This is a genomic window from Pseudomonas sp. TH15, assembly GCF_016651105.1.
In the GTDB taxonomy this organism is placed as follows: Bacteria; Pseudomonadota; Gammaproteobacteria; order Pseudomonadales; family Pseudomonadaceae; genus Aquipseudomonas.
Genome location: NZ_JAEKEL010000001.1, coordinates 4,919,485 through 4,944,876 on the forward strand (window position 1 = coordinate 4,919,485; position 25,392 = coordinate 4,944,876).

The 25,392-nt window shown below is 59.2% G+C and carries 20 protein-coding genes; 16 read left to right on the forward strand and 4 right to left on the reverse strand.

What is annotated here, in order from left to right; genetic code table 11:
* The first annotated feature begins 86 nt into the window (after positions 1–86).
* From aceA to nuoN, 14 genes are all read left to right on the forward strand, one after another.
* A complete protein-coding gene (aceA, locus tag JFT87_RS22250) occupies positions 87–1,412 on the forward strand; it encodes an isocitrate lyase (RefSeq protein WP_201204586.1) in 1,326 nt (441 codons plus the stop codon).
* A gap of 619 nt (positions 1,413–2,031) precedes the next feature.
* Positions 2,032–2,445 carry an NADH-quinone oxidoreductase subunit A gene (locus JFT87_RS22255; RefSeq protein ID WP_003223812.1) on the forward strand — a complete coding sequence of 138 codons (414 nt, stop codon included), beginning with the start codon at positions 2,032–2,034 and terminating at the stop codon, positions 2,443–2,445.
* Positions 2,446–2,455: 10 nt separating this feature from the next.
* Positions 2,456–3,130, forward strand: coding sequence for a NuoB/complex I 20 kDa subunit family protein (locus JFT87_RS22260; RefSeq protein ID WP_008146035.1), 675 nt, complete (start codon positions 2,456–2,458; stop codon positions 3,128–3,130).
* Positions 3,131–3,202: 72 nt separating this feature from the next.
* Positions 3,203–4,987 (forward strand): NADH-quinone oxidoreductase subunit C/D, encoded by a 1,785-nt coding sequence (nuoC, locus tag JFT87_RS22265; protein ID WP_054053672.1) that lies wholly within the window; start codon positions 3,203–3,205, stop codon positions 4,985–4,987.
* Between the two features lie 2 nt (positions 4,988–4,989).
* Positions 4,990–5,487, forward strand: a complete 498-nt coding sequence (nuoE, locus tag JFT87_RS22270; RefSeq protein ID WP_201204588.1) for an NADH-quinone oxidoreductase subunit NuoE — start codon at positions 4,990–4,992, stop codon at positions 5,485–5,487.
* Positions 5,484–6,839: an NADH-quinone oxidoreductase subunit NuoF gene (nuoF, locus tag JFT87_RS22275; RefSeq protein ID WP_201204590.1), complete on the forward strand. Its 1,356-nt coding sequence runs from the start codon at positions 5,484–5,486 to the stop codon at positions 6,837–6,839. Before nuoE ends, nuoF begins: the two co-directional genes overlap by 4 nt.
* A gap of 138 nt (positions 6,840–6,977) precedes the next feature.
* Positions 6,978–9,692 (forward strand): NADH-quinone oxidoreductase subunit NuoG, encoded by a 2,715-nt coding sequence (gene nuoG / locus JFT87_RS22280; RefSeq protein ID WP_201204592.1) that lies wholly within the window; start codon positions 6,978–6,980, stop codon positions 9,690–9,692.
* Positions 9,689–10,696, forward strand: a complete 1,008-nt coding sequence (nuoH, locus tag JFT87_RS22285) for an NADH-quinone oxidoreductase subunit NuoH (RefSeq protein WP_201204594.1) — start codon at positions 9,689–9,691, stop codon at positions 10,694–10,696. The genes nuoG and nuoH overlap by 4 nt, the downstream gene beginning before the upstream one ends.
* A gap of 12 nt (positions 10,697–10,708) precedes the next feature.
* Positions 10,709–11,254, forward strand: coding sequence for an NADH-quinone oxidoreductase subunit NuoI (gene nuoI / locus JFT87_RS22290; RefSeq protein WP_177331423.1), 546 nt, complete (start codon positions 10,709–10,711; stop codon positions 11,252–11,254).
* 9 nt (positions 11,255–11,263) lie between these two features.
* Positions 11,264–11,764 (forward strand): NADH-quinone oxidoreductase subunit J, encoded by a 501-nt coding sequence (gene nuoJ / locus JFT87_RS22295; protein ID WP_201204596.1) that lies wholly within the window; start codon positions 11,264–11,266, stop codon positions 11,762–11,764.
* Positions 11,765–11,767: 3 nt separating this feature from the next.
* Positions 11,768–12,076 (forward strand): NADH-quinone oxidoreductase subunit NuoK, encoded by a 309-nt coding sequence (gene nuoK, locus JFT87_RS22300; RefSeq protein WP_133838688.1) that lies wholly within the window; start codon positions 11,768–11,770, stop codon positions 12,074–12,076.
* Positions 12,073–13,926, forward strand: a complete 1,854-nt coding sequence (nuoL, locus tag JFT87_RS22305) for an NADH-quinone oxidoreductase subunit L (RefSeq protein WP_201204598.1) — start codon at positions 12,073–12,075, stop codon at positions 13,924–13,926. The genes nuoK and nuoL overlap by 4 nt, the downstream gene beginning before the upstream one ends.
* A 40-nt stretch (positions 13,927–13,966) precedes the next feature.
* Positions 13,967–15,499 carry an NADH-quinone oxidoreductase subunit M gene (gene nuoM / locus JFT87_RS22310; protein WP_201204600.1) on the forward strand — a complete coding sequence of 511 codons (1,533 nt, stop codon included), beginning with the start codon at positions 13,967–13,969 and terminating at the stop codon, positions 15,497–15,499.
* Positions 15,500–15,506: 7 nt separating this feature from the next.
* The gene (gene nuoN, locus JFT87_RS22315; RefSeq protein ID WP_201204602.1) at positions 15,507–16,970 is read left to right on the forward strand and encodes an NADH-quinone oxidoreductase subunit NuoN; all 1,464 of its coding nucleotides are present in this window, start codon (positions 15,507–15,509) and stop codon (positions 16,968–16,970) included.
* Positions 16,971–17,117: 147 nt separating this feature from the next.
* Here the strand turns inward: nuoN and JFT87_RS22320 are convergent, their stop codons facing one another.
* Positions 17,118–17,585 carry a GNAT family N-acetyltransferase gene (locus tag JFT87_RS22320; protein WP_201204603.1) on the reverse strand — a complete coding sequence of 156 codons (468 nt, stop codon included), beginning with the start codon at positions 17,583–17,585 and terminating at the stop codon, positions 17,118–17,120.
* Positions 17,586–18,104: 519 nt separating this feature from the next.
* Between JFT87_RS22320 and JFT87_RS22325 the strand changes: the two genes are divergently transcribed.
* Complete coding sequence (locus tag JFT87_RS22325; protein ID WP_201204605.1) at positions 18,105–19,430, forward strand: OprD family porin; 1,326 nt, start codon at positions 18,105–18,107, stop codon at positions 19,428–19,430.
* 216 nt (positions 19,431–19,646) lie between these two features.
* Positions 19,647–20,831 (forward strand): acyltransferase family protein, encoded by a 1,185-nt coding sequence (locus JFT87_RS22330; protein ID WP_201204607.1) that lies wholly within the window; start codon positions 19,647–19,649, stop codon positions 20,829–20,831.
* Between the two features lie 183 nt (positions 20,832–21,014).
* On the opposite strand, the gene JFT87_RS22335 is transcribed toward JFT87_RS22330, so the two are convergent.
* From JFT87_RS22335 to JFT87_RS22345, 3 genes are all read right to left on the reverse strand, one after another.
* A complete protein-coding gene (locus JFT87_RS22335; RefSeq protein WP_201204609.1) occupies positions 21,015–21,347 on the reverse strand; it encodes a DUF2790 domain-containing protein in 333 nt (110 codons plus the stop codon).
* Between the two features lie 66 nt (positions 21,348–21,413).
* Positions 21,414–21,617 carry a co-regulatory protein PtrA N-terminal domain-containing protein gene (locus JFT87_RS22340; RefSeq protein WP_201204611.1) on the reverse strand — a complete coding sequence of 68 codons (204 nt, stop codon included), beginning with the start codon at positions 21,615–21,617 and terminating at the stop codon, positions 21,414–21,416.
* Between the two features lie 605 nt (positions 21,618–22,222).
* Positions 22,223–25,375 (reverse strand): CusA/CzcA family heavy metal efflux RND transporter, encoded by a 3,153-nt coding sequence (locus JFT87_RS22345; protein WP_201204612.1) that lies wholly within the window; start codon positions 25,373–25,375, stop codon positions 22,223–22,225.
* Positions 25,376–25,392 lie beyond the last annotated feature (17 nt).

Genomic DNA, 25,392 nt, shown 5'->3' on the forward strand with positions numbered 1-25,392 from the left:
AGCAGCCTTTTACGCCTCTCTAAATATGCGTACTCGGCAGGAGCAGGAATTTTCCACCCCAGACCTATGCGACGAGGTTTATCTCCATGGCACTGACACGCGAACAGCAAATTGCAGCCCTTGAAAAAGATTGGGCTGAAAACCCACGCTGGAAAGGCGTGACACGCGCTTACACCGCTGCTGACGTCGTCCGTCTGCGTGGCTCGGTTCAACCTGAGCACACCTTTGCAAAACTGGGCGCCGAGAAGCTCTGGAACCTGGTGACCCAGGGTGCCAAGCCGTCCTTCCGTCCTGAGAAAGATTTCGTCAACTGCATGGGCGCCCTGACTGGCGGCCAGGCTGTACAACAAGTTAAAGCCGGTATCCAGGCGATCTACCTGTCGGGCTGGCAAGTAGCTGCGGACAACAACTCCGCCGAATCGATGTACCCGGACCAGTCGCTGTACCCGGTGGACTCGGTTCCAACCGTGGTCAAGCGCATCAACAACTCGTTCCGTCGTGCTGACCAGATCCAGTGGAAAGCCGGCAAAGGCCCGGGCGACGAAGGTTACATCGACTACTTCGCGCCAATCGTGGCTGACGCTGAAGCCGGTTTCGGCGGCGTACTGAACGCTTACGAGCTGATGAAGAGCATGATCGAAGCAGGCGCCGCCGGCGTTCACTTCGAAGACCAACTGGCTTCCGTGAAGAAATGCGGCCACATGGGCGGCAAGGTACTGGTTCCTACCCAGGAAGCTGTGCAAAAGCTGACCGCTGCTCGTCTGGCAGCTGACGTTGCCGGCACGCCGACCATCATCCTGGCGCGTACCGATGCTAACGCCGCTGACCTGCTGACTTCGGACTGCGACCCGTACGACCAGCCATTCGTGACTGGCGAACGTACCCAGGAAGGCTTCTACAAAGTACGCGCCGGTCTCGACCAGGCTATCGCTCGCGGCCTGGCTTACGCGCCGTACGCCGACCTGATCTGGTGCGAAACCGCCAAGCCGGACCTGGACGAAGCTCGTCGCTTCGCCGAAGCGATCAAAAAGGAATACCCGGACCAACTGCTGTCGTACAACTGCTCGCCTTCCTTCAACTGGAAGAAAAACCTGGACGACGCGACCATCGCCAAGTTCCAGCGCGAACTGTCCGCCATGGGTTACAAGCACCAGTTCATCACCCTGGCCGGCATTCACAACATGTGGCACAGCATGTTCAACCTGGCGCACGACTACGCCCGCAACGACATGACTGCCTACGTGAAGCTGCAAGAGCAAGAGTTCGCTGACGCTGCCAAGGGTTACACCTTCGTGGCTCACCAGCAGGAAGTGGGCACCGGCTACTTCGACGACATGACCACCGTAATTCAAGGTGGCTCGTCTTCGGTGACCGCGCTGACCGGTTCGACTGAAGAAGAACAGTTCCACTGACTGGCTGTAACTGAGCAAACGGCCGTTGCGGATCGGATAGAAAACTAACCGCAGCGTCGCACCTCTAGACGCCCCGACTGGTTCGGGGCGTTTTTTTGCCTGGAATTTCACCCAATCCTGGAGGAGCGAAGAATGCGCCGCGGTTTTTCAGGGATACCGCGTCATCGTTTTTCGCGGGCAAGTCGGATCGCCGCACCGCTCGCTCCTACAAGGGCAAAAAATATTGATCCAGAGCAGCATGGCGATCAGAAAACTGCGGTAAAACGACCTAGGCTGCTACTTGCAGTAACAGCTATATAAGACAACTTCCCGGCCACCCACCCGTTAAACAGTTTAAAAACCAGCACAAACGATATTGATTATCATTTATCAACAACTTTGTTCGTTACATTCCCTACAAAACATAATTGATGAAATGCCCCCTAATGCCCGAACCGCATGGGCTGCAGGCCCTTGGAGGTGCGCTATGTCCTTATTCCTATAAATAATTTCGCTATAGGAATTTTACTTGCTCGGTGTTTAGCCATAAAATCACCGCGATTGATTGCTGCGACATATCGTCACTGCTTTGTTTCTTTTCAAGCTCAGAGACCTTTGCTCTCTGTTAAGGATTACCAGCATGCCCGAAGCGACAGGACTCATGGCCCACAACTGGGGCTTTGCCATTTTCCTTCTGGGCGTCGTCGGCCTCTGCGCCTTCATGCTCGGCGTCTCCAGCCTCCTAGGGTCAAAAGCCTGGGGCCGCAGCAAAAACGAACCGTTCGAGTCCGGCATGCTACCTACAGGTGGCGCCCGCTTGCGGCTCTCAGCCAAATTCTATCTGGTCGCGATGCTCTTCGTGATCTTCGATATCGAAGCCCTCTTTCTCTTTGCCTGGTCTGTGTCCGTCCGCGAAAGCGGCTGGACCGGATTCGTCGAAGCTCTCGTTTTCATAGCAATTCTGTTGGCAGGTCTTGTCTACCTGTTCCGAGTGGGCGCCCTTGACTGGGCTCCGGAAGCTCGTCGCAAGCGGCAGGCGAAGCTGAAACAATGAGGCTTTGGCAATGCAATACAATCTCACCAGGATCGACCCCGATGCTCCTAACGAGCAGTATCCGATTGGCGAGCGGGAAACCGTTTCCGATCCGTTAGAAGATCAAGTCCACAAAAACATCTTCATGGGCAAGCTCGAAGACGTGCTTAACGGCACGATCAACTGGGGGCGCAAGAACTCCCTGTGGCCGTATAACTTCGGTCTTTCGTGCTGCTACGTGGAAATGACCACCGCCTTCACGGCGCCCCACGACATCGCGCGCTTTGGCGCCGAGGTTATCCGGGCATCGCCGCGTCAGGCGGATTTCATGGTTATCGCCGGTACCTGCTTCATCAAGATGGCGCCGATCATTCAGCGTCTCTACGAGCAAATGCTCGAACCTAAATGGGTTATCTCCATGGGTTCGTGCGCCAACTCCGGTGGCATGTACGACATCTACTCCGTCGTTCAAGGGGTGGACAAGTTCCTGCCCGTGGACGTCTACGTGCCTGGCTGCCCGCCCCGCCCTGAAGCTTTTCTGCAAGGCTTGATGCTCTTGCAAGAGTCGATTGGACAGGAGCGTCGTCCGCTTTCCTGGGTCGTCGGCGATCAAGGCGTGTACCGCGCCGAGATGCCTTCGCAAAAGGAACAGCGCCGCGAACAGCGAATCGCAGTCACCAACCTGCGCAGCCCCGACGAAGTCTGATCCAGATCTGCTTCTTTTATAGAACGAGACACTGGCTTCATTCTTTACGTTGACCGAAAGCGATAAATAACCATGACTACAGGCAGCGCTCTGTACATCCCGCCTTATAAGGCAGACGACCAGGATGTGGTCGTCGAACTGAACAATCGTTTTGGCCCTGAGGCGTTCACCGCCCAGCCTACCCGCACCGGCATGCCGGTGCTTTGGGTTGCCCGCGCCAAACTCGTCGAAGTCCTGACCTTCCTGCGCAACCTGCCCAAGCCGTACGTCATGCTCTATGACCTGCACGGCGTGGACGAGCGTCTGCGCACCAAGCGTCAAGGGCTGCCAAGCGGCGCCGACTTCACTGTGTTCTATCACTTGATGTCGATCGAACGTAATAGTGACGTAATGATCAAGGTCGCCTTGTCCGAGAGCGACCTCAGCCTGCCGACCGTCACCAGCATCTGGCCGAACGCCAACTGGTACGAGCGTGAAGTGTGGGACATGTACGGGATCGACTTCAAAGGTCACCCGCACCTGACCCGCATCATGATGCCGCCGACCTGGGAAGGTCACCCGCTGCGCAAGGACTTCCCGGCCCGTGCCACCGAGTTCGACCCGTTCACCCTGAACCTGGCCAAGCAACAGCTTGAGGAAGAGGCCGCGCGCTTCAAGCCTGAAGACTGGGGCATGAAGCGTTCCGGTGCGAACGAGGACTACATGTTCCTCAACCTCGGCCCAAACCACCCTTCCGCGCACGGTGCGTTCCGCATCATCCTGCAGCTGGACGGTGAAGAGATCGTCGATTGCGTACCGGACGTTGGCTACCACCACCGTGGTGCCGAGAAGATGGCCGAGCGTCAGTCCTGGCACAGCTTCATCCCGTACACCGACCGTATCGACTACCTCGGCGGCGTGATGAACAACCTGCCGTACGTGCTCTCGGTCGAGAAGCTGGCCGGCATCAAGGTGCCCGAGAAGGTCGACGTCATCCGCATCATGATGGCCGAGTTCTTCCGGATCACCAGCCACCTGCTGTTCCTGGGCACCTACATCCAGGACGTCGGCGCAATGACTCCGGTGTTCTTCACCTTCACCGACCGCCAGAAGGCGTACACGGTGATCGAAGCCATCACCGGTTTCCGTCTGCACCCGGCCTGGTATCGCATCGGTGGCGTTGCTCACGACCTGCCACGCGGCTGGGAAAAACTGGTTAAAGACTTCGTCGAGTGGATGCCAAAGCGTCTGGACGAATACCAGAAAGCCGCGCTGGACAACAGCATCCTCAAAGGCCGGACCATCGGCGTCGCGGCCTACAACACCAAAGAAGCCCTGGAATGGGGCGTCACCGGTGCAGGCTTGCGTTCGACCGGTTGCGACTTCGACTTGCGTAAAGCTCGCCCGTACTCCGGCTACGAGAACTTCGAATTCGAAGTCCCGCTGGCGGCCAATGGCGATGCCTACGACCGTTGCATCGTGCGCGTCGAAGAAATGCGCCAGAGCCTGAAAATCATCGAGCAGTGCATGCGCAACATGCCGGAAGGCCCGTACAAGGCGGATCACCCGCTGACGACGCCGCCGCCGAAAGAACGCACGCTGCAGCACATCGAGACCCTGATCACACACTTCCTGCAAGTTTCGTGGGGCCCGGTCATGCCGGCCAACGAGTCCTTCCAGATGATTGAAGCGACCAAGGGCATCAACAGTTATTACCTGACGAGCGATGGCGGCACCATGAGCTACCGCACCCGGATTCGCACCCCAAGCTTCCCGCACTTGCAGCAGATCCCTTCGGTGATCAAAGGCAGCATGGTCGCGGACTTGATCGCGTACCTGGGTAGTATCGATTTCGTTATGGCCGACGTGGACCGCTAAGCATGAACAGCACGCTTATCCAGACAGACCGTTTCGCCCTGAGCGAAACCGAGCGCTCGGCCATCGAGCACGAGCTGCATCACTACGAAGACCCGCGCGCGGCGTCGATCGAAGCCCTGAAGATCGTCCAGAAGGAACGTGGCTGGGTGCCTGACGGCGCGCTCTACGCCATCGGCGAGATGCTCGGCATCCCGGCCAGCGACGTTGAAGGGGTGGCGACGTTCTATAGCCAGATCTTCCGTCAGCCAGTGGGCCGTCACATCATTCGCGTCTGCGACAGCATGGTCTGCTACATCGGCGGCCATGAATCCGTGGTCAGCGAAATCCAGAGCAAGCTTGGCATCGGCCTGGGTCAGACCACCGCCGACGGTCGTTTCACCCTGCTGCCGGTTTGCTGCCTCGGCAACTGCGACAAGGCGCCGGCGTTGATGATCGACGACGACACATTCGGTGATGTGCAGCCTGCTGGCGTCGCCAAATTGCTCGAGGGCTACGTATGACCCTGACTTCCTTCGGTCCTGCCAACCGCTTCAAGCGTTCGGCCGAGACTCATCCGCTGACCTGGCGTCTGCGTGACGACGGCGAGGCTGTGTGGCTCGACGAGTACCAGGCCAAGAACGGTTACGCAGCTGCGCGCAAAGCCTTCGCCGACATGGCCCAGGACGACATCGTCCAGACCGTGAAAGACGCCGGCCTGAAAGGTCGCGGCGGTGCAGGCTTCCCCACTGGAGTCAAGTGGGGCCTGATGCCCAAGGACGAATCCATCAACATCCGCTACCTGCTGTGCAACGCGGATGAAATGGAGCCGAACACCTGGAAAGACCGCATGCTGATGGAGCAACTGCCCCATCTGCTGATCGAAGGCATGCTGATCAGTGCTCGCGCGCTGAAAACCTACCGTGGCTACATCTTCCTGCGTGGCGAATACACCACCGCCGCCAAGCACTTGAACCGTGCCGTGGAAGAAGCCAAGGCAGCAGGTCTGCTGGGCAAGAATATCCTGGGCAGCGGCTTCGATTTCGAGCTGTTCGTCCACACCGGCGCCGGGCGTTACATCTGCGGTGAAGAAACCGCACTGATCAACTCCCTCGAAGGCCGCCGCGCCAACCCGCGCTCCAAGCCGCCCTTCCCTGCCGCCGTTGGCGTTTGGGGCAAGCCGACTTGCGTGAACAACGTTGAAACCCTGTGCAACGTGCCGGCAATCATTGCCGACGGCGTGGACTGGTACAAATCGTTGGCGCGTGAAGGCAGCGAAGACATGGGCACCAAGCTCATGGGCTTCTCTGGCAAGGTCAAGAACCCGGGCCTGTGGGAACTGCCATTCGGCGTGACCGCTCGCGAGTTGTTCGAAGACTACGCCGGCGGCATGCGCGACGGCTTCAAGCTCAAGTGCTGGCAGCCCGGCGGCGCCGGTACCGGTTTCCTGTTGCCGGAACACCTGGACGCACAAATGTACGCCGGCGGCATCGCCAAGGTTGGCACCCGGATGGGTACCGGCCTGGCCATGGCTGTGGACGACAGCGTCAACATGGTTTCCCTTCTGCGCAACATGGAAGAGTTCTTCTCCCGCGAGTCGTGCGGCTTCTGCACCCCGTGCCGTGACGGTTTGCCGTGGAGCGTCAAGCTTCTGCGTGCGATCGAGAACGGTGAAGGGCAAGCCGGCGATATCGAGACCCTGCTGGGTCTGGTCGGTTTCCTCGGCCCTGGCAAGACCTTCTGTGCTCACGCACCGGGCGCCGTGGAGCCATTGGGCAGCGCAATCAAATACTTCCGCCCAGAGTTCGAAGCCGGCATCGCGCCTACCAGCGCCGCCGTCCCGCCTCTGGCAAGGCCGATCGTAGTCGGCGCGTAAACACTTAAAAAAGGCGAAGGGTCCGTGCCCTTCGCCTTCTCGTGTGATGACGCCTTAAACGGCTGTGTTGATTCACGCGAATAACAAGATTCCATTAGCCACGCCCGCTGACACCGGGCCAACGAAGAACTTTGAACCATGGCCACTATCCACGTAGACGGCAAAGAGCTCGAAGTCGATGGGGCAGACAACCTGTTACAGGCATGTCTGTCGCTAGGCCTCGATATCCCTTATTTCTGCTGGCACCCAGCCCTGGGCAGTGTTGGCGCTTGCCGCCAGTGCGCGGTCAAGCAGTACACCGACGCCAACGACACCCGTGGTCGGATCGTCATGTCCTGCATGACCCCCGCCACCGACGGCAGCTGGATCTCCATCGAAGACGAAGAAGCGAAAGTGTTTCGCGCCAGCGTCGTCGAATGGCTGATGACCAACCACCCTCACGACTGCCCGGTCTGTGAAGAAGGCGGTCACTGCCACCTGCAAGACATGACGGTGATGACCGGCCACAACGAGCGCCGTTATCGCTTCACCAAGCGTACTCACCAGAACCAGCAACTGGGCCCGTTCATTTCCCACGAAATGAACCGCTGCATCGCTTGCTACCGCTGCGTGCGCTTCTATAAGGATTACGCTGGCGGCACCGACCTCGGTGTATTCGGCGCCCACGACAACGTGTACTTCGGTCGCGTTGAAGACGGCGTGCTGGAAAGCGAGTTCTCCGGCAACCTCACCGAGGTCTGCCCGACCGGTGTGTTCACCGACAAGACTCACTCCGAGCGCTACAACCGCAAGTGGGACATGCAGTTCTCGCCGAGCATCTGCCATGGCTGCTCCAGCGGTTGCAACATCTCCCCGGGCGAGCGCTACGGTGAACTGCGTCGTATCGAAAACCGCTTCAACGGTTCGGTAAACCAGTACTTCCTGTGCGACCGTGGCCGTTTCGGCTATGGCTACGTCAACCGCGAAGACCGCCCGCGTCAGCCACTGCTGGCCAACGGCGCCAAGCTGAGCCTCGACGAAGCACTGGATAAAGCCTCTGACCTGCTGCGCGGTCGCAACATCGTCGGTATCGGTTCGCCGCGTGCCAGCCTCGAAAGCAACTTCGCGTTGCGTGAACTGGTCGGCGCCGAGCACTTCTACTCCGGTATCGAAGCCGCCGAGCTGGATCGCATCCGCCTGGTCATGCAAGTTCTGAAAGACAGCCCGCTGCCGATCCCGAACATGCGCGACATCGAAGACCACGACGCGATCTTCGTCCTCGGTGAAGACCTGACCCAGACCGCCGCCCGTATGGCCCTGTCCCTGCGTCAATCGGTCAAGGGCAAAGCCGAAGACATGGCCGACGCGATGCGCGTTCAGCCGTGGCTCGACGCTGCGGTGAAGAACATCGGTCAGCACGAGCTGAACCCGCTGTTTATCGCCAGCCTGGCTGAAACCAAGCTCGACGACATCGCTGAAGAATGCGTACACGCGGCCCCGGACGACCTGGCCCGCATCGGTTTCGCTGTGGCTCACGCCCTCGACGCCAGCGCACCCGCCGTTGAAGGCCTGGACGCGGAAGCCGTTGAACTGGCTCAACGTATCGCCAATGCCCTGCTGGCCGCCAAGCGTCCGCTGATCATTGCCGGTACTTCGTTGGGTTCCAAAGCGCTGATCGAAGCGGCGGCGAACATTGCCAAAGCCCTGAAGCTGCGCGAGAAGAACGGTTCCATCAGCCTGATCGTGCCAGAGGCCAACAGCCTCGGCCTGGCCATGCTCGGTGGCAACTCGGTCGACGATGCGCTGCAAGCGGTGATCGACGGTAAGGCCGACGCCATCGTCGTGCTGGAAAACGATCTGTACACCCGCACCGACAAAGCGAAGGTCGATGCTGCCCTGAACGCCGCGAAAGTGGTGATCGTTGCAGACCATCAGAAGACTGCCACCAGCGATCGCGCGGACCTGGTTCTGCCAGCCGCCAGCTTCGCTGAAGGCGACGGTACGCTGGTCAGCCAGGAAGGCCGCGCCCAGCGCTTCTTCCAAGTGTTCGACCCGAAATACATGGACGCAAGCATCCTGGTTCACGAAGGCTGGCGCTGGCTGCATGCCCTGCGCGCAACCCTGCTGAATCAGCCGATCGACTGGACCCAACTGGACCACGTCACCGCTGCCGTTGCTTCGAGCACGCCGCAACTGGCGCGTATCGTTGACGCCGCACCGTCCGCCGCGTTCCGCATCAAGGGCATGAAACTGGCCCGCGAACCGCTGCGTTACTCCGGTCGTACCGCCATGCGCGCTGACATCAGCGTGCACGAACCGCGTACCCCGCAAGACAACGACACCGCGTTCAACTTCTCGATGGAAGGTTACTCGGGCTCGGTCGAACCGCGTCAGCAAGTGCCATTCGCCTGGTCGCCGGGCTGGAACTCGCCGCAAGCCTGGAACAAGTTCCAGGACGAAGTCGGTGGTCACATCCGCGCTGGCGACCCGGGCACCCGCCTGATCGAAAGTGCTGGTGATTCGCTGAACTGGTTCGCCAGTGTTCCGCGCGCGTTCAACCCGGCGCCAGGTACCTGGCAGGTCGTGCCGTTCTTCCACCTGCTCGGCAGCGAAGAGACCTCTTCCAAAGCCGCACCGGTTCAGGAACGCATCCCGGCCGCCTACGTCGCTTTGGCCAAATCCGAAGCCGACCGTCTGGGTGTCAACGATGGCGCAATGCTCAGCTTGACCGTAGCCGGCCAGACCTTGCGTCTACCACTGCGCATCAACGAAGAGCTGGGTGCTGGCCTGGTGGCATTGCCTGCGGGTATCGCCGGCATTCCAGCGGCAATCTTTGGCAAAACCGTTGACGGTCTGCAGGAGGCAGCTCAATGACCTGGTTCACGCCTGAAGTGATCGACGTAATCATCGCCGTCCTCAAGGCCATCGTGATTCTGCTCGCCGTGGTGGTTTGCGGCGCGCTGCTGAGCTGGGTCGAGCGTCGTTTGCTCGCCCTCTGGCAGGACCGTTACGGTCCGAACCGCGTGGGCCCGTTCGGCGCGTTCCAGATCGCGGCCGACATGATCAAGATGTTCTTCAAGGAAGACTGGACGCCTCCATTCGCCGACAAGATGATCTTCACCCTGGCACCGGTTGTGGCCATGAGCGCCCTGCTGATTGCCTTCGCGATCATCCCGATCACCCCGACCTGGGGCGTCGCGGATCTGAACATCGGCATCCTGTTCTTCTTCGCCATGGCCGGTCTGTCGGTCTACGCGGTGTTGTTCGCCGGTTGGTCGAGTAACAACAAGTTCGCCCTGTTGGGCAGCTTGCGGGCCTCGGCACAAACCGTGTCGTACGAAGTGTTCATGGGCCTGTCGTTGATGGGCATCGTGATCCAGGTCGGCTCGTTCAACATGCGCGACATCGTCGATTATCAAGCCCAGCACCTGTGGTTCATCATTCCGCAGATCTTCGGCTTCCTGACCTTCTTCATCGCTGGCGTCGCCGTGACTCACCGTCACCCGTTCGACCAACCGGAAGCGGAACAGGAACTGGCTGACGGTTACCACATTGAATATGCCGGCATGAAATGGGGCATGTTCTTCGTCGGTGAGTACATCGGCATCGTGTTGATTTCGGCGCTGCTGGTGACCTTGTTCTTCGGTGGCTGGCACGGTCCGTTCGGCATTCTGCCGCAGATCCCGTTCATCTGGTTCGCGCTTAAAACCGCGTTCTTCATCATGATCTTCATCCTGCTGCGCGCCTCGATTCCGCGCCCACGGTATGACCAAGTGATGGATTTCAGCTGGAAGTTCTGCCTGCCGCTGACCCTCGTCAACATGCTGGTGACCGCTGCGATCGTGTTGCTCAACACGCCCGCCGTCGCGGCTCAGTGAGGATAGAGAATCATGAAGTACATTTTTGACATCGTGCATGGCTTCTTCACCCAGCTTCGCAGCCTGGTGATGATCTTCGGCCATGCCTTCCGCAAGCGCGACACGCTGCAGTACCCGGAAGAAGCCGTGTACCTGCCGCCGCGCTACCGTGGCCGTATCGTCCTGACCCGCGACCCTGATGGCGAAGAGCGTTGTGTAGCCTGCAACCTGTGCGCCGTAGCGTGCCCGGTCGGTTGCATCTCGCTGCAGAAAGCCGAAACCGAAGACGGTCGCTGGTACCCGGACTTCTTCCGCATCAACTTCTCGCGCTGCATCTTTTGCGGCCTCTGCGAGGAAGCCTGCCCGACCACCGCGATCCAGCTGACACCGGATTTCGAGATGGCCGAGTTCAAACGTCAGGACCTGGTTTACGAGAAAGAAGATCTGCTGATCTCCGGCCCCGGCAAAAACCCTGATTACAACTTCTATCGTGTTGCAGGTATGGCGATTGCCGGTAAGCCCAAAGGCGCCGCGCAGAATGAAGCCGAACCGATCAACGTGAAGAGCTTGCTGCCTTAAGGAAGAAAGATGGAATTCGCTTTCTATTTCGCATCGGGTATCGCTGTGGTGTCCACGCTTCGCGTGATCACCAACACCAACCCTGTGCACGCCCTGCTCTACCTGATCATTTCGCTGATTGCCGTGGCGATGACGTTTTTCGCCCTCGGCGCACCGTTTGCCGGTGTGCTGGAAGTGATCGCCTACGCTGGCGCCATCATGGTGCTGTTCGTGTTCGTGGTGATGATGCTGAACCTCGGTCCCGCCTCGGTTCAGCAAGAGCGCGTCTGGCTCAAGCCCGGCATCTGGCTCGGCCCGGTCATTCTCGGCGCCCTGCTGCTGGCTGAACTGCTGTACGTGCTGTTCAGCCACTCCAGCGGTCAGGCCGTCGGCCACACCACCGTCGATGCGAAGGCCGTGGGCATCAGCCTGTTCGGTCCGTATCTGCTGGTGGTTGAACTCGCCTCGATGTTGCTGCTCGCCGCAGCCGTCACGGCGTTCCATCTCGGCCGTAACGAGGCGAAGGAGTAAGTCATGCCTGCTATCCCAATGGAACATGGCCTGGCGGTTGCCGGCATCCTGTTCTGCCTCGGTCTGGTCGGCCTGATGGTCCGCCGCAACATTTTGTTCGTGCTGATGAGCCTGGAGGTCATGATGAATGCCTCCGCTTTGGCATTCATCGTTGCCGGTAGCCGCTGGGGTCAGCCGGATGGACAGATCATGTTCATCCTGGTGATCAGCCTGGCAGCCGCCGAGGCCAGTATTGGCCTGGCGATTCTGTTGCAGCTGTATCGCCGCTTCCACACTCTCGATATCGACGCTGCCAGCGAGATGCGCGGATGAATCTTCTCTATCTGACTTTCGTATTCCCTCTTATAGGTTTCCTGCTGCTGTCGTTCTCACGCGGCCGCTTCTCGGAAAACCTGTCGGCGCTGATTGGCGTCGGTTCCATTGGCCTGTCTGCCATCGTCGCGGCTTACGTGATCTGGCAATTCAACGTCGCCCCGCCGGAAGGCGGTCACTACACCCAGGTGTTGTGGCAGTGGATGGCCGTTGAAGGCTTCACGCCGAACTTCGCGCTGTACCTGGATGGCCTGTCCGTGACCATGCTCGGTGTGGTTGTCGGCGTCGGCTTCCTGATCCACCTGTTCGCATCGTGGTACATGCGCGGTGAAGATGGTTACTCGCGCTTCTTCGCCTACACCAACCTGTTTATCGCCAGCATGCTGTTCCTGATCCTGGGCGATAACCTGTTGTTCCTGTACTTCGGCTGGGAAGGCGTGGGCCTGTGCTCGTACCTGTTGATCGGTTTCTACTACAGCAACCGCAACAACGGTAACGCGGCACTCAAAGCCTTTATCGTCACCCGTATCGGCGACGTGTTCATGGCCATCGGGCTGTTCATCCTGTTCCAACAGTTGGGCACGCTGAATATCCAGGAACTGCTGGTCAAGGCACCTGAGCACTTCAAGGTCGGCGACTTCTGGATCGTTCTGGCGACCCTGATGCTGCTGGGCGGCGCTGTCGGTAAATCCGCGCAACTGCCGCTGCAAACCTGGCTGGCGGATGCGATGGCCGGTCCTACCCCGGTTTCGGCACTGATCCACGCGGCAACCATGGTGACCGCAGGCGTTTACCTGATCGCCCGTACTCACGGCTTGTTCGCCCTGGCGCCGGATATCCTGCACCTGGTCGGCATTGTCGGCGGCGTGACCCTGGTACTCGCCGGTTTTGCTGCACTGGTCCAGACCGACATCAAACGTATCCTCGCCTACTCGACCATGAGCCAGATCGGCTACATGTTCCTGGCGCTGGGCGTTGGTGCATGGGAAGGCGCGATCTTCCACCTGATGACCCACGCCTTCTTCAAGGCGCTGCTGTTCCTGGCATCCGGTGCGGTGATCGTTGCCTGCCACCACGAGCAGAACATCTTCAAGATGGGCGGCCTGTGGAAGAAACTGCCGCTGGCCTACACCAGCTTCATCGTCGGCGGCGCGGCACTGTCTGCCCTGCCACTGGTGACCGCGGGCTTCTACTCCAAGGACGAAATCCTCTGGGAAGCGTTCGCCAGCGGCAACCACGGTCTGCTGTATGCAGGTCTGGTCGGCGCGTTCATGACTTCGCTGTACACCTTCCGCCTGATCTTCATCGCGTTCCACGGTGAAGCGAAGACCGAAGCCCACGCCGGTCACGGCATCGCTCACTGGCTGCCACTGTCGGTGCTGATCGTTCTGTCGACCTTCGTTGGCGCGATGATCGTTCCGCCGCTGCACGGCGTACTGCCAGAGAGCGTCGGCCATGCCGGCGGCGAAGCCAAGCACAGTCTGGAAATCGCTTCGGGCGCCATCGCCCTGGCCGGTATCCTGCTGGCCGCACTGCTGTTTCTCGGCAAGCGTCGTTTCGTCACTGCAATCGCCAACAGCGGCATCGGCCGCTTCCTTTCGGCCTGGTGGTTCGCTGCCTGGGGCTTCGACTGGATCTACGACAAACTGTTCGTCAAGCCATACCTCGCGATCAGCCACGCACTGCGCAAAGACCCGCTCGATCAAACCATCGGTTTGATCCCGCGTATGGCCAAGGGTGGTCATACCGCCCTGAGCCGTACCGAAACCGGTCAACTGCGTTGGTACGCGGCATCGATGGCAGCCGGCTCCGTGCTGGTCATCGGCGCCATCGTGCTGGTAGCGGTCTGAATATGAACCTTGCGAACTTGCGAAAGGAATTGAGCCCGTCATGATTCTGCCTTGGCTAATCCTGATCCCCTTCATCGGCGGCCTGCTGTGCTGGATGGGTGAGCGCTTCGGCGCCACCCTCCCCCGCTGGATTGCGCTGTTGACCATGACCCTGGAACTCGCTCTCGGCCTCTGGCTGTGGGCCCACGGTAATTATTCATTTGCTCCGGCGCCTGGCGCCGATCCGGTCTGGGCGCTTGAGTTCAAGCACATCTGGATCCAGCGCTTCGGCATCAGCGTGCACCTGGCCCTCGACGGCCTGTCGCTGTTGATGATCCTGCTGACCGGTCTGCTGGGTATCCTCTCGGTACTCTGCTCGTGGAAAGAGATCCAGCGTCACGTTGGCTTCTTCCACTTGAACCTGATGTGGATCCTGGGCGGTGTCGTCGGCGTGTTCCTCGCCCTCGACCTGTTCATGTTCTTCTTCTTCTGGGAAATGATGCTGGTGCCGATGTACTTCCTCATCGCGCTCTGGGGTCACAGTTCTTCGGACGGCAAGAAAACCCGGATCTACGCAGCGACCAAGTTCTTCATCTTCACTCAGGCTTCCGGCCTGATCATGTTGGTGGCGATCCTGGGTCTAGTACTGGTCAACTTCAACAGCACCGGCGTAATCACGTTCAACTACTCCGACCTGTTGAAAACCAAGATGTCGCTCACTACCGAGTACATCCTGATGCTCGGCTTCTTCATCGCCTTCGCGGTGAAGCTGCCGGTCGTACCGTTCCACTCCTGGTTGCCTGACGCTCACGCCCAGGCGCCAACCGCAGGTTCGGTCGACCTGGCCGGTATCTTGTTGAAGACGGCTGCTTACGGTCTGCTGCGTTTCGCCCTGCCGCTGTTCCCGAATGCCTCGGCCGAGTTTGCGCCGATCGCCATGACCCTCGGTCTGATCGGGATCTTCTACGGTGCGTTCCTGGCCTTCGCCCAAACCGACATCAAGCGTCTGATCGCCTACTCCTCCGTTTCCCACATGGGCTTCGTGTTGATCGGCATCTACTCCGGCAGCCAACTGGCGCTGCAGGGCGCAGTGATGCAGATGCTGGCGCACGGTATTTCGGCCGCGGCACTCTTTATCCTGAGTGGTCAGTTGTACGAACGCACCCACACCCGCGACATGCGTGAAATGGGTGGCTTGTGGTCGAAGATCGCTTACCTGCCGGCCATCAGCCTGTTCTTCGCCGCTGCATCGCTGGGCTTGCCGGGTACCGGTAACTTCGTCGGTGAGTTCCTGATCCTGATCGGCACGTTCGCTGCTGCACCGTGGATCACCGCGATTGCAACCTCTGGCCTGGTGTTCGGTTCGGTCTACTCGCTGATCATGATCCACCGCGCCTACTTCGGCCCGTCCAAATCGGACGCGGTACTGCATGGCATGGATGGTCGCGAACTGATCATGGTGGTTGGGCTTGCGGCGCTGCTGATTTACATCGGCGTGTACCCGCAACCGTTCCTCGACACCTCTGCCGCGACGATGCATGGCGTGCAGCAGTGGTTCGGTACCGCCTTCACTCAACTCGCTTCGGCCCGGTAAGAGCGCTATGGAATTCACGACTCAACACTTTATCGCGCTCGCGCCGTTGTTGATCACCACCGCCACGATCATCGTGGTGATGTTGGCAATTGCCTGGCGCCGCAACCACTCGCAGACCTTCCTGATTTCCGTGGCGGGCCTGAACCTGGCGTTGCTGTCGATCCTGCCAGCCTTGAAGGTCGCGCCTCTGGCCGTGACCCCACTGCTGCAAATCGATAGCTTCGCTTGCTTGTACATGGCGCTGATCCTGGTCGCCACCCTCGCTTGTGTGACCCTCGCCCACGCCTACCTCGGCGATGGCGGCACGGGTTACCCGGGCAACCGCGAAGAACTGTACCTGCTGATCCTGATGGCCGCCGCCGGTGGCCTGGTTCTGGTTAGCGCGCAACACCTGGCCGGGTTGTTCATCGGTCTGGAACTGTTGTCGGTGCCGGTCTACGGCCTGGTGGCCTACGCCTTCTTCAACAAGCGGTCACTGGAAGCCGGCATCAAGTACATGGTGCTGTCGGCTGCCGGTTCCGCGTTCCTGTTGTTCGGTATGGCCCTGCTCTACGCCGACTCCGGCAGCCTGAGCTTCGTCGGTATCGGTCAGGCGCTGGCGGCTACCGGCCTGCCAAGCTCGCTGGCTCAGATGGGCCTGGGCATGATGCTCATCGGCCTGGCGTTCAAGCTGTCGCTGGTACCGTTCCACCTCTGGACCCCGGACGTTTACGAAGGTGCTCCGGCACCGGTGGCCGCGTTCCTGGCGACCGCTTCCAAAGTCGCCGTGTTTGCGGTGATGGTGCGTCTGTTCCAGATCTCCCCAGCGGCGAGCAGCGGTGTGCTGAGCGACGTGCTGACCATCATCGCCATCGCGTCGATCCTGTTCGGTAACCTGCTGGCACTGACCCAAAGCAACCTCAAGCGTCTGCTGGGTTACTCGTCCATCGCTCACTTCGGTTACCTGCTGATCGCCCTGGTGGCGAGCAAAGGTCTGGCCGTGGAAGCCATCGGCGTGTACCTGGTCACCTACGTGATCACCAGCCTCGGCGCCTTCGGCGTGATTACCCTGATGTCCTCGCCGTACAAAGGCCGTGACGCCGACGCACTGTACGAATACCGCGGCCTGTTCTGGCGTCGTCCGTACCTGACCGCCGTACTGACCGTGATGATGCTGTCCCTGGCCGGTATCCCGCTGACCGCGGGCTTCATTGGCAAGTTCTACATCATTGCTACCGGCGTCGAGTCGCACCAATGGTGGCTGGTCGGTTCCCTGGTACTGGGCAGCGCCATCGGCGTCTTCTACTACCTGCGCGTGATGGTCACCCTGTACCTGATCGAGCCGAACCTGCGTCGCCACGATGCGCAACTGCACTGGGAACAACGTGCAGGCGGCGTGATGCTGCTGGCCATCGCCGCACTGGCGTTCTTCCTCGGCCTGTATCCACAGCCGTTGCTGACTCTGGTTCAGCAGGCAGTGCTGGCGGGTTGATCGTTTAGCGATACTCGGTAGAAAACAGAAACGGCACCTTCGGGTGCCGTTTTTGCGTTTGGGGTTTCAAGATCAAAAGATCGCAGCCTTCGGCAGCTCCTACAGGGTGTACGCCGTCCCAATGTAGGTGCTGCGATCTTTTGATCTTTACCCCAACGTCTTCACCATTGGCACGCACGCCAGTTGCAGCCCTGAAGGTGATTGGTATACCGCACTCCCCTCCCCCACATAACCGCAGCGCCGATAGAAATCGGCCGCGTTCAACGTTGCGTCCAGACACACCTCGGCCAGCCCCAGATCCCGAGCCAGATCTTCAAGAAAATACAGAACGCGCGTGCCCAACCCCCGCTGCATGAAATCAGGAAGAATAAAGATCGCGCCGATTTCACGATGCTGCAGATCAAGCATCCCGGTCGCTACCGCCTCACCGTCCACACACCCCAGATAGAAATGCTTTGCCATGAGTGTGTCGTAACCGTCCTCGGCCGAACCTCTCGTCCAATCGAGCATCTGCTGCTCGCTGTAGGCACCGATGCATTGATGCCGAATCGCTTGTCGGCGAATGTCGAACGCTATTCGCGCATCGTCCAGTGTGGCTCTTCTGATTTCGAACATTTCTCTCTCCATGAGCCATGTACGGGTGGGGCATGAAAAAGCCCCGTCCATCGCTGGCGGGGCTTCGGGTAACACGTCAAATGGCAAACACGTATGACCTTATGGCCCGCCGGAAGCGGTCACAGAGGAACACATCATGGTCATTCGGTGTGGGGTATTCATGGTCGGATAGTGCTGTGGATTGTTCCTACACGTCAATCGCGAAGTTTCCCCTAAACCCATGTGGGAGCGTGGCTTGCCCGCGATGGCACCGGCACATTCAGCATCATCATTGCCTGACCCAACGCTTTCGCGGGCAAGCCCGCTCCCACAGGTTTCAGTGGTGTTCATAAATCCAGGTACACCCGCATGGCTTGGCGTTACAGCCACATGACGAAATTGTAATTGCCCCATCACCTTGGCGTTATCCGCAGCTTGCAACGATGTGACCCGGCGACCAATGCCGGCGGGCGCCTGCCCGTAGAAAAATAAAACCAAGCCGAAGAACGTTCCAGTTCTGCCGAACCCAAGGAGTGATTGATGGTTAACCCTACAAAGTATTCGATGGCCGCTTTAGCGATGGTTGTCAGTTCCGGGCCGTCCCTGGTAGCGGCTGAGGAAAAGGCCGGGGGATTTGTTGAAGACAGCAGCCTGACCGTGCTCAACCGTAACTACTACTTCAATCGTGATCACCGCAATGGTCAGTCGAGTCCCACGGGCAATGGCTATTCCGAGGCCTGGGCCCATGCGATTATCAGCAAGTTCGAATCCGGTTTTACCCAAGGCACTGTCGGTGTCGGCGTTGATGCATTTGCGATGATCGGGCTGAAGCTTGATACCGGTGATGGTCGCAACGGCGGCCGTAGTTCGTTCGACGTATTGCCCGTCAACAGCGACGGCGAGGCGCGAGATGAATACACCAAGGTCGGTGGTGCAGCCAAAGTTCGGGCCTTTGATACCGTGCTGAAAGTCGGTGATGTGTTCCCTTCCACCCCAGTGGTGGCGGCTGGTGATTCCAGGCTTCTGCCGGAAAGTTTCCGGGGCGTTACCGCGACCAATACCAGCCTTGAAGGCCTGACACTTCAGGGCGGTCGACTTCACGCCATGAGCCAACCGGTCTCCAGCAACATGCGCGAGAACTTCGCGACGTTCTACGCCGGCCCGGTCAACTCACCATGGGTTGGCTACTTCGGCGGTGACTACGCACTGAACAAAGATGTCAGCTTCAGTCTTTATTCCAGCCGCCTCAAAGATGCTTGGAATCAATACTACGCAGGCACCGCGTTGAATCACTCGTTGTCGGATGAACTCTCGGTATTTGGTGGCTTGAACTATTACAAAGCCGTCGACGAGGGCAAGCAGTTGCTCGGCAAGTTCGACAACAACATCTGGAGCGGCCGGATCGGCGTGAAGTACGGCGCCCACTCGCTGGCACTGTCCCACCAACGAAATAACGGCAACGACGACTTCGATTATCTGCGCCAGTCGGACTCGATCTTTCTCGACAACTCGATCCAGTACAGTGACTTCAACTCGCCCAAAGAACGTTCCTGGATGGTCCGCTACGACCTCGACATGAGCCCGTATGGCGTGCCTGGCCTGTCATTCATGACCCGTTACGGCCGTGGCTCCGGCGCCGACTATTCCAACGCGAACGCCGTGTACATGCGCCGCGATGCCGAGGGTAACCCGCTAACCGACCAGAAACGCTGGGAGCGCGATATCGAGGTGAAATACGTGGTGCAAACCGGCACGTTGAAAGACATGTCCTTGCGTCTGCGCCAAGCCAATACCCGGGCAACGGCGTTCGAGTCGGACCTGGATGAAGTGCGCGTGATTGTCGAATACCCGCTGGCGATTCTGTAAGACCCTGCTGCTCAGTTAAATCTGCACATTCACCTTTAGAAGCTCCTTGCTCCTTTGGAAGAGGTGAATTTTTTGGCGTCCTTTGGGACGCCTTTTTTATGCCCGGCATTCACCTGCACATGTGGCGTTTAATGAATTCGGCATCGCGTTCTTGACCAACCCGCAGGCCACCTGCCATCGTCGCGGGCGCTGAATAACAAGAATAATGAGGAACCGATGGGTAGCCGTAAAAATCTGGAAATTGAGTACTTGCGAGGGATCGCTGTCGGCATGACCTTTTTTTGTCATGTCACGATGATGCTGCCGTTTCATACCGACACGCTGCTGAGAATTTTCTCGATTTACATGCCTTGGAGCGGAGTCGACCTGTTCTTTTGTATTTCCGGTTTCGTTGTCAGCAAGGCTTATCTGGACTACTTCGACAAGCACCGCACACAAGGTCAGTTCGGGCTGGCAGCCGTCAGTTTCTGGTTGCGCCGCGCCTATCGTCTGCTGCCGACTGCCTGGGTGTGGATACTGATTCCGTTGTTCTTTTCCATCGCCTTCAACCAGTCCAACGCCTTCGGTTCGTGGTTCGACAATCTGCGCAATGCCACCGCTGTGGCGACATTCAGCGCCAACCTGGCGAAGCACTACAATTTGATCGGGCCCAGCCCCCAATACTGGAGCCTGGCACTTGAAGAGCAGTTCTATTTCCTGTTCCCGTTTTTCCTGCTGTTTATCACGGCTGCGCGCTGGCGCGTGATTGCCCTGATCGCGCTTATTGCCTTGCAATTCGGCCTGGATCGCAATCCTTATGGGGCGCCCCTCGGCGCGATGCTCGGTGACTTCCGCCTGGATGCGTTGTTATGGGGGATTCTCCTCTGCCTGTTCACCCGCACCCGTCTCTATCAACAGATAGAACCTCGCGGACTCGGTCAGGGCGTACTCAAACCCCTGCTTTGCACCTTATTTCTGCTGTACATGCTGGGCGCAGTTGCGATCCAACTGATAGCCCTGCCGATTGCCGTCGGCATGGTCGCCATCGTCTCGGTGATCATTGTCTGGCTGGCGAGTTATCAGAACGGCTACATCTACTGCCCAGCGGTTTTGCGCGGTCTCATGCAATGGCTCGGCTCAAGATCCTACGCGCTGTACGTCATCCACGTTTTCACCAACCATCTGAGCACCGAAATCTGGACCCGTGTCGCCGCCAGCCAAGGCGTACCGCTGGATAGCAGCTTTACCGTTGAATTGCTGGCGACGTCGATCGGGATATTGCTGGTGTTGAGCGAACTGAACTACCGCTTTATCGAAACACCACTGCGCAAACGCGGCGCAGAGATTGCCCAGCGCAAGTTAAGGAACGAAGCGCAGCCCGTTTCGGCCGTTGCAGGCACAGCGCCATTGCCTTTCAAGTAGAGCCGCAGTAGCGGCTCTTCCCTTTAGGAACCGCTTAATCGCAGAGGCCACTCGCCAGAGTTCCCCGTTTGCAAAACTGGACACGGACGCTGCCGAAGGCTGCGATCTTTTGACTTTGGCTTGTTAAAAAACCAGATCAAAAGATCGCAGCCTTCGGCAGCTCCTACAGTGGGTTGCGGGGCCTTAGCCACCGCTGTTGCGGCAGACACCCGCCACGCTGTATTTGAGGGTGTTGAGCTGCCCGTTCGAATCTTCGTAGGTCATGGCCGTAGGGACGACCGCGCAGGCTGGCTGGGGCTTCACGACGCTGACTATTTTCACCACGTCCAGCTTCATCCCGTACTCGTAATCCCTCACAACCGGCGGCGCTTTACCCTGGTTGGCGGCGTATTGCTCCATCGCTTTGGCGTTGGCGCTAAAAGCGCGGTCGAACGTGCGGTCACCACCGCCCTCCGCCAATACATTCGTAGACATCGCCATGACGCCGGCGAGGGTCATCAACTTGATCATCTTCATGTTTGCTCCTCCATAAAAAAGCCCGGCATCGATGCGCGATGACAGGCTTGTTCCAGCACGACGCGTTTACAGGTCTTGAGTCTTGTCGTCTTTCTTTTCATTGACGACGACCGGATTGCCAGCAGCGTTTTCCTTAGCGACAAACAGCTCTACAGAGCGGTCGTTGGCGCTCATCATTTTCTCGAAGGTGCGGTCACCGCCGCCTTCGGCCATGGCCAGGGACGACATCGCCAGAGCGGCTGTAAAAGCACTGATTTGGGCAAATTTCATCTTTGATTCCTCGTTTAAGTAACTGACGGGATCAAGGTAACAAGCCGAACCTTGCGTGACGGTGGCGTGGAAATTACATATCCGTTATGTGGCTAAACTGAAAAGCGCTCAAGAGGTTTTCAGGCTGAAGGAATAACCTGTGGCGAGGGAGCTTGCTCCCGCTGGGCTGCGAAGCGGCCCCTCTCTTTGAAAAGAAGGGGACTGCTGCGCAGTCCAACGGGAGCAAGCTCCCTCGCCACAAAAGCCTCACCAGTGATAAGTGGGGAGCCTGAAAGCCTCAAAGGCTCCTCACCACTGATAAGTGGGGAGCCTGAAAGTTGATTACTGGGTGGGCGTTGGATCCTCATCGCGGCGATGGGCGAGTTGGTAGAGGGCCGGCAAGATCAGCAGTGTGAGGATGGTTGACGACAGGAATAACCTGTGGCGAGGGAGCTTGCTCCCGCTGGGCTGCGAAGCGGCCCCTCTCTATTAAAAAGAAGGGGACTGCTGCGCAGTCCAACGGGGATAAATCCCCTCGCCACAAAGGCTCCACACCACTGATAAGTGGGGAGGCTGAAAGCCACAAAGGCTCCTCACCACTGATAAGTGGGGAGCCTGAAAGTTGATTACTGGGTGGGCGTTGGGTCCTCATCGCGGCGATGGGCGAGTTGGTAGAGGGCCGGCAAGATCAGCAACGTCAGTGCCGTCGAGGACAGGATCCCGCCGATTACCACGGTCGCCAGCGGCCGTTGCACCTCCGCCCCGGTGCCGGTGGCCAACGCCATCGGAATAAAGCCGAGCGAGGCCACCAGCGCCGTCATCAACACCGGACGCAACCGCGTCAGCGCACCTTCATTGATCGCGCTGCTTAGCGAGCGCCCTTCTTCCCGAAGATTGCGGATGAACGCGATCATCACTAGACCGTTGAGCACCGCGACCCCGGACAAGGCAATAAAACCGACCCCCGCCGAGATCGACAATGGAATGTCCCGCAGCCACAACGCCATGACCCCACCGGTCAGTGCGAAAGGGATCCCGGTGAACACCAACAGCCCATCCTTGAGGTTGTTGAACATCATGAACAACAAGGCAAACACCAGCAGCAGAGCGACCGGAACTACGATCTGCAAGCGTTTGGCCGCCGATTGCAGTTGCTCGAACTGCCCGCCCCAACTGGTCCAGTAACCGGCCGGGATCTGCACCTGCTGTTCAATCACGCGGCTGGCTTCCTGCACAAACGAACCAATATCGCGCCCGCGCACGTTGGCACTGACGATCACCAGACGCTTGCCGTTTTCGCGGCTGACCTGATTCGGCCCGAGCACCAGATCAAGGCTGGCCACTTCCGACAGCGCGATGAAGCCAATCTGATCGGAACTGCCATTGAGCAGCGCCGGCACCGGAATCAATAGCGTCGACAGGCCTTCGACGTCCTTGCGCATGGCGTCGGACAGGCGCACCACCATGTCGAATCGACGATCACCTTCATACAGAGTCCCCGCCTGGCGCCCACCGACCGCCACCGCGATGGTGTCTTGCACGTCACCAACGTTCAGGCCATAACGCGCGGCTTTGTCGCGGTCGATGTTGATGGTCAGCACCGGCAGCCCGGTGGTCTGTTCAACCTTGACCTCGGAAGCGCCGCTGACCTTCTGCATCGACGCGGCAATTTTCGCCGCCGTGCTGTTGAGCACCGCCATGTCATCGCCGAACACCTTGACCGCCACGTCACTGCGCACGCCGGAAATCAGTTCGTTGAAACGCAACTGAATCGGCTGGGACAACTCGTAGTTGCTGCCCGGCATCAGCGCCGTGGCGTTCTGGATATCGGCAATCAGCGCCTCTCGGGACTTGTTCGGATCAGGCCATTGGTCCTTGGGTTTGAGCATCACGTAGCTGTCGGAGATATTCGGTGGCATCGGGTCGGAAGCAATTTCCGCGGTCCCGGTGCGCGCGAACATGCGCTGCACTTCGGGCACTTTTTCCAGTACCAGTTTTTCCAGGCGCTGCTGCATTTCTACCGATTGCGTCAGGCTGGTGCCCGGCACGCGCAAGGCTTGCAGGGCAAAATCGCCTTCGCTGAGACTCGGTACAAACTCGCTGCCCATTCGACTGGCCACCACTCCCGATATCGCGATCACGGCCAATGCCGCGCCGAATGCGATCGAGCGATGGCCCATAACCCACTCCAACGCCGGGGCGTAGACCCGACGGGCGCCACGCATGATGACGTTCTCTTCTTCCTTGACCTTGCCAGTCACGAACAGCGCAATCGCCGCCGGAACAAAAGTCACCGACAACAACATCGCCCCGAGCAAGGCGATCACCACGGTAAACGCCATCGGGTGGAACATTTTCCCTTCGACGCCGGTCAGGGCAAAAATCGGCAGGTACACGACCATGATGATCAACTGGCCGAAAATCAGTGGCCGGCGCGCTTCCTTGGCCGCCGCGAACACTTCATGAAAGCGTTCGGAGCGCGTCAGGATGCGCCCGTGATGCTGCTGCGCATGGGCCAGCCGCCGGATGGCGTTTTCGACAATCACCACCGCGCCGTCGACGATGATGCCGAAGTCCAGCGCGCCGAGGCTCATCAGGTTGGCGCTGACTTTGTTGGTGAACATGCCGGTGAAGGTGAAGAGCATGGCCAGCGGAATCACCATCGCCGTGATCAGCGCCGCACGAATGTTGCCCAGGAACAGGAACAGAATCGCGATCACCAGGATCGCCCCTTCCACCAGGTTCTTCTTGACCGTGGCAATTGCCTTGTCCACCAGATGCGTGCGGTCGTAGACGGTGATCGCGACCACGCCTTTGGGCAGCGAGCGGTTGATTTGTTCAAGCTTGGCGGCAACGGCCTGGGACACCGTGCGGCTGTTCTCGCCGATCAACATGAACACCGTGCCGAGCACCACTTCACGGCCGTTTTCGGTCGCGGCCCCGGTGCGCAATTCGCGGCCGATGTCCACGGTCGCGACGTTCTTGATCCGGATCGGCGTGCCGTCGACATTGGCCATGACGATGTTGGCGATGTCCTCGGTGGTCGCCACTTGGCCTGGGGCGCGAATCAACAGCTGCTCGCCGCTGCGCTCGATGTAACCGGCGCCGACGTTGGCGTTGTTGCGCTCCAGCGCCGTCACCAGGTCGGTCAGGGTCAACTTGTAGGCCGCCAGGCGTTTTGGATCGGGCGCAATCTGGTATTCCTTGGCAAAGCCGCCAATGGTGTTGATTTCCGCCACGCCCGGCACGTTGCGCAGTTGCGGCTTAATGATCCAGTCCTGGATCACCCGCAAATCGGTCGGCGTATACGGGCTGCCGTCCTCTTTGAGCGCGCCCTCCTCGGCCTCGACTGTCCACAGAAAAATCTCCCCCAACCCGGTCGAAATCGGCCCCATCACCGCCTCCACTCCGTCGGGCAATTGTTCCTTGGCGACCTGCAATCGCTCATTGACCAATTGCCGGGCGAAGAACAGGTCGGTGCCTTCCTTGAAGATCACCGTGACTTGCGACAACCCCGAACGCGACAGCGAACGGGTCTGCTCCAGCGCCGGCAAACCGGCCATGGCGGTTTCGATGGGAAAGGTGATGCGCTGCTCGGTTTCCAGTGGCGAGAAACCCGCCGCGCCGGTATTGATTTGCACCTGCACGTTGGTGATGTCGGGCACCGCGTCGATCGGCAGCTTTTGATAGCTGGCGATGCCGAGGCCGGCCATGAGCAGCACCGCGAGCAACACGATGATGCGCTGCTCGATGGAGAATTGAATCAGGCGTTCAAACATGAGGACCTTCTCGTGGC

Excerpts from the sequence above, each read along its gene's own strand:
- aceA (WP_201204586.1), top strand. The coding sequence starts at position 87 with ATGGCACTGACACGCGAACAGCAAATTGCAGCCCTTGAAAAAGATTGG.
- JFT87_RS22255 (WP_003223812.1), top strand. The coding sequence starts at position 2,032 with ATGCCCGAAGCGACAGGACTCATGGCCCACAACTGGGGCTTTGCCATT.
- JFT87_RS22260 (WP_008146035.1), top strand. The coding sequence starts at position 2,456 with ATGCAATACAATCTCACCAGGATCGACCCCGATGCTCCTAACGAGCAG.
- nuoC (WP_054053672.1), top strand. The coding sequence starts at position 3,203 with ATGACTACAGGCAGCGCTCTGTACATCCCGCCTTATAAGGCAGACGAC.
- nuoE (WP_201204588.1), top strand. The coding sequence starts at position 4,990 with ATGAACAGCACGCTTATCCAGACAGACCGTTTCGCCCTGAGCGAAACC.
- nuoF (WP_201204590.1), top strand. The coding sequence starts at position 5,484 with ATGACCCTGACTTCCTTCGGTCCTGCCAACCGCTTCAAGCGTTCGGCC.
- nuoG (WP_201204592.1), top strand. The coding sequence starts at position 6,978 with ATGGCCACTATCCACGTAGACGGCAAAGAGCTCGAAGTCGATGGGGCA.
- nuoH (WP_201204594.1), top strand. The coding sequence starts at position 9,689 with ATGACCTGGTTCACGCCTGAAGTGATCGACGTAATCATCGCCGTCCTC.
- nuoI (WP_177331423.1), top strand. The coding sequence starts at position 10,709 with ATGAAGTACATTTTTGACATCGTGCATGGCTTCTTCACCCAGCTTCGC.
- nuoJ (WP_201204596.1), top strand. The coding sequence starts at position 11,264 with ATGGAATTCGCTTTCTATTTCGCATCGGGTATCGCTGTGGTGTCCACG.
- nuoK (WP_133838688.1), top strand. The coding sequence starts at position 11,768 with ATGCCTGCTATCCCAATGGAACATGGCCTGGCGGTTGCCGGCATCCTG.
- nuoL (WP_201204598.1), top strand. The coding sequence starts at position 12,073 with ATGAATCTTCTCTATCTGACTTTCGTATTCCCTCTTATAGGTTTCCTG.
- nuoM (WP_201204600.1), top strand. The coding sequence starts at position 13,967 with ATGATTCTGCCTTGGCTAATCCTGATCCCCTTCATCGGCGGCCTGCTG.
- nuoN (WP_201204602.1), top strand. The coding sequence starts at position 15,507 with ATGGAATTCACGACTCAACACTTTATCGCGCTCGCGCCGTTGTTGATC.
- JFT87_RS22320 (WP_201204603.1), bottom strand. The coding sequence starts at position 17,585 with ATGTTCGAAATCAGAAGAGCCACACTGGACGATGCGCGAATAGCGTTC.
- JFT87_RS22325 (WP_201204605.1), top strand. The coding sequence starts at position 18,105 with ATGGTTAACCCTACAAAGTATTCGATGGCCGCTTTAGCGATGGTTGTC.
- JFT87_RS22330 (WP_201204607.1), top strand. The coding sequence starts at position 19,647 with ATGGGTAGCCGTAAAAATCTGGAAATTGAGTACTTGCGAGGGATCGCT.
- JFT87_RS22335 (WP_201204609.1), bottom strand. The coding sequence starts at position 21,347 with ATGAAGATGATCAAGTTGATGACCCTCGCCGGCGTCATGGCGATGTCT.
- JFT87_RS22340 (WP_201204611.1), bottom strand. The coding sequence starts at position 21,617 with ATGAAATTTGCCCAAATCAGTGCTTTTACAGCCGCTCTGGCGATGTCG.
- JFT87_RS22345 (WP_201204612.1), bottom strand. The coding sequence starts at position 25,375 with ATGTTTGAACGCCTGATTCAATTCTCCATCGAGCAGCGCATCATCGTG.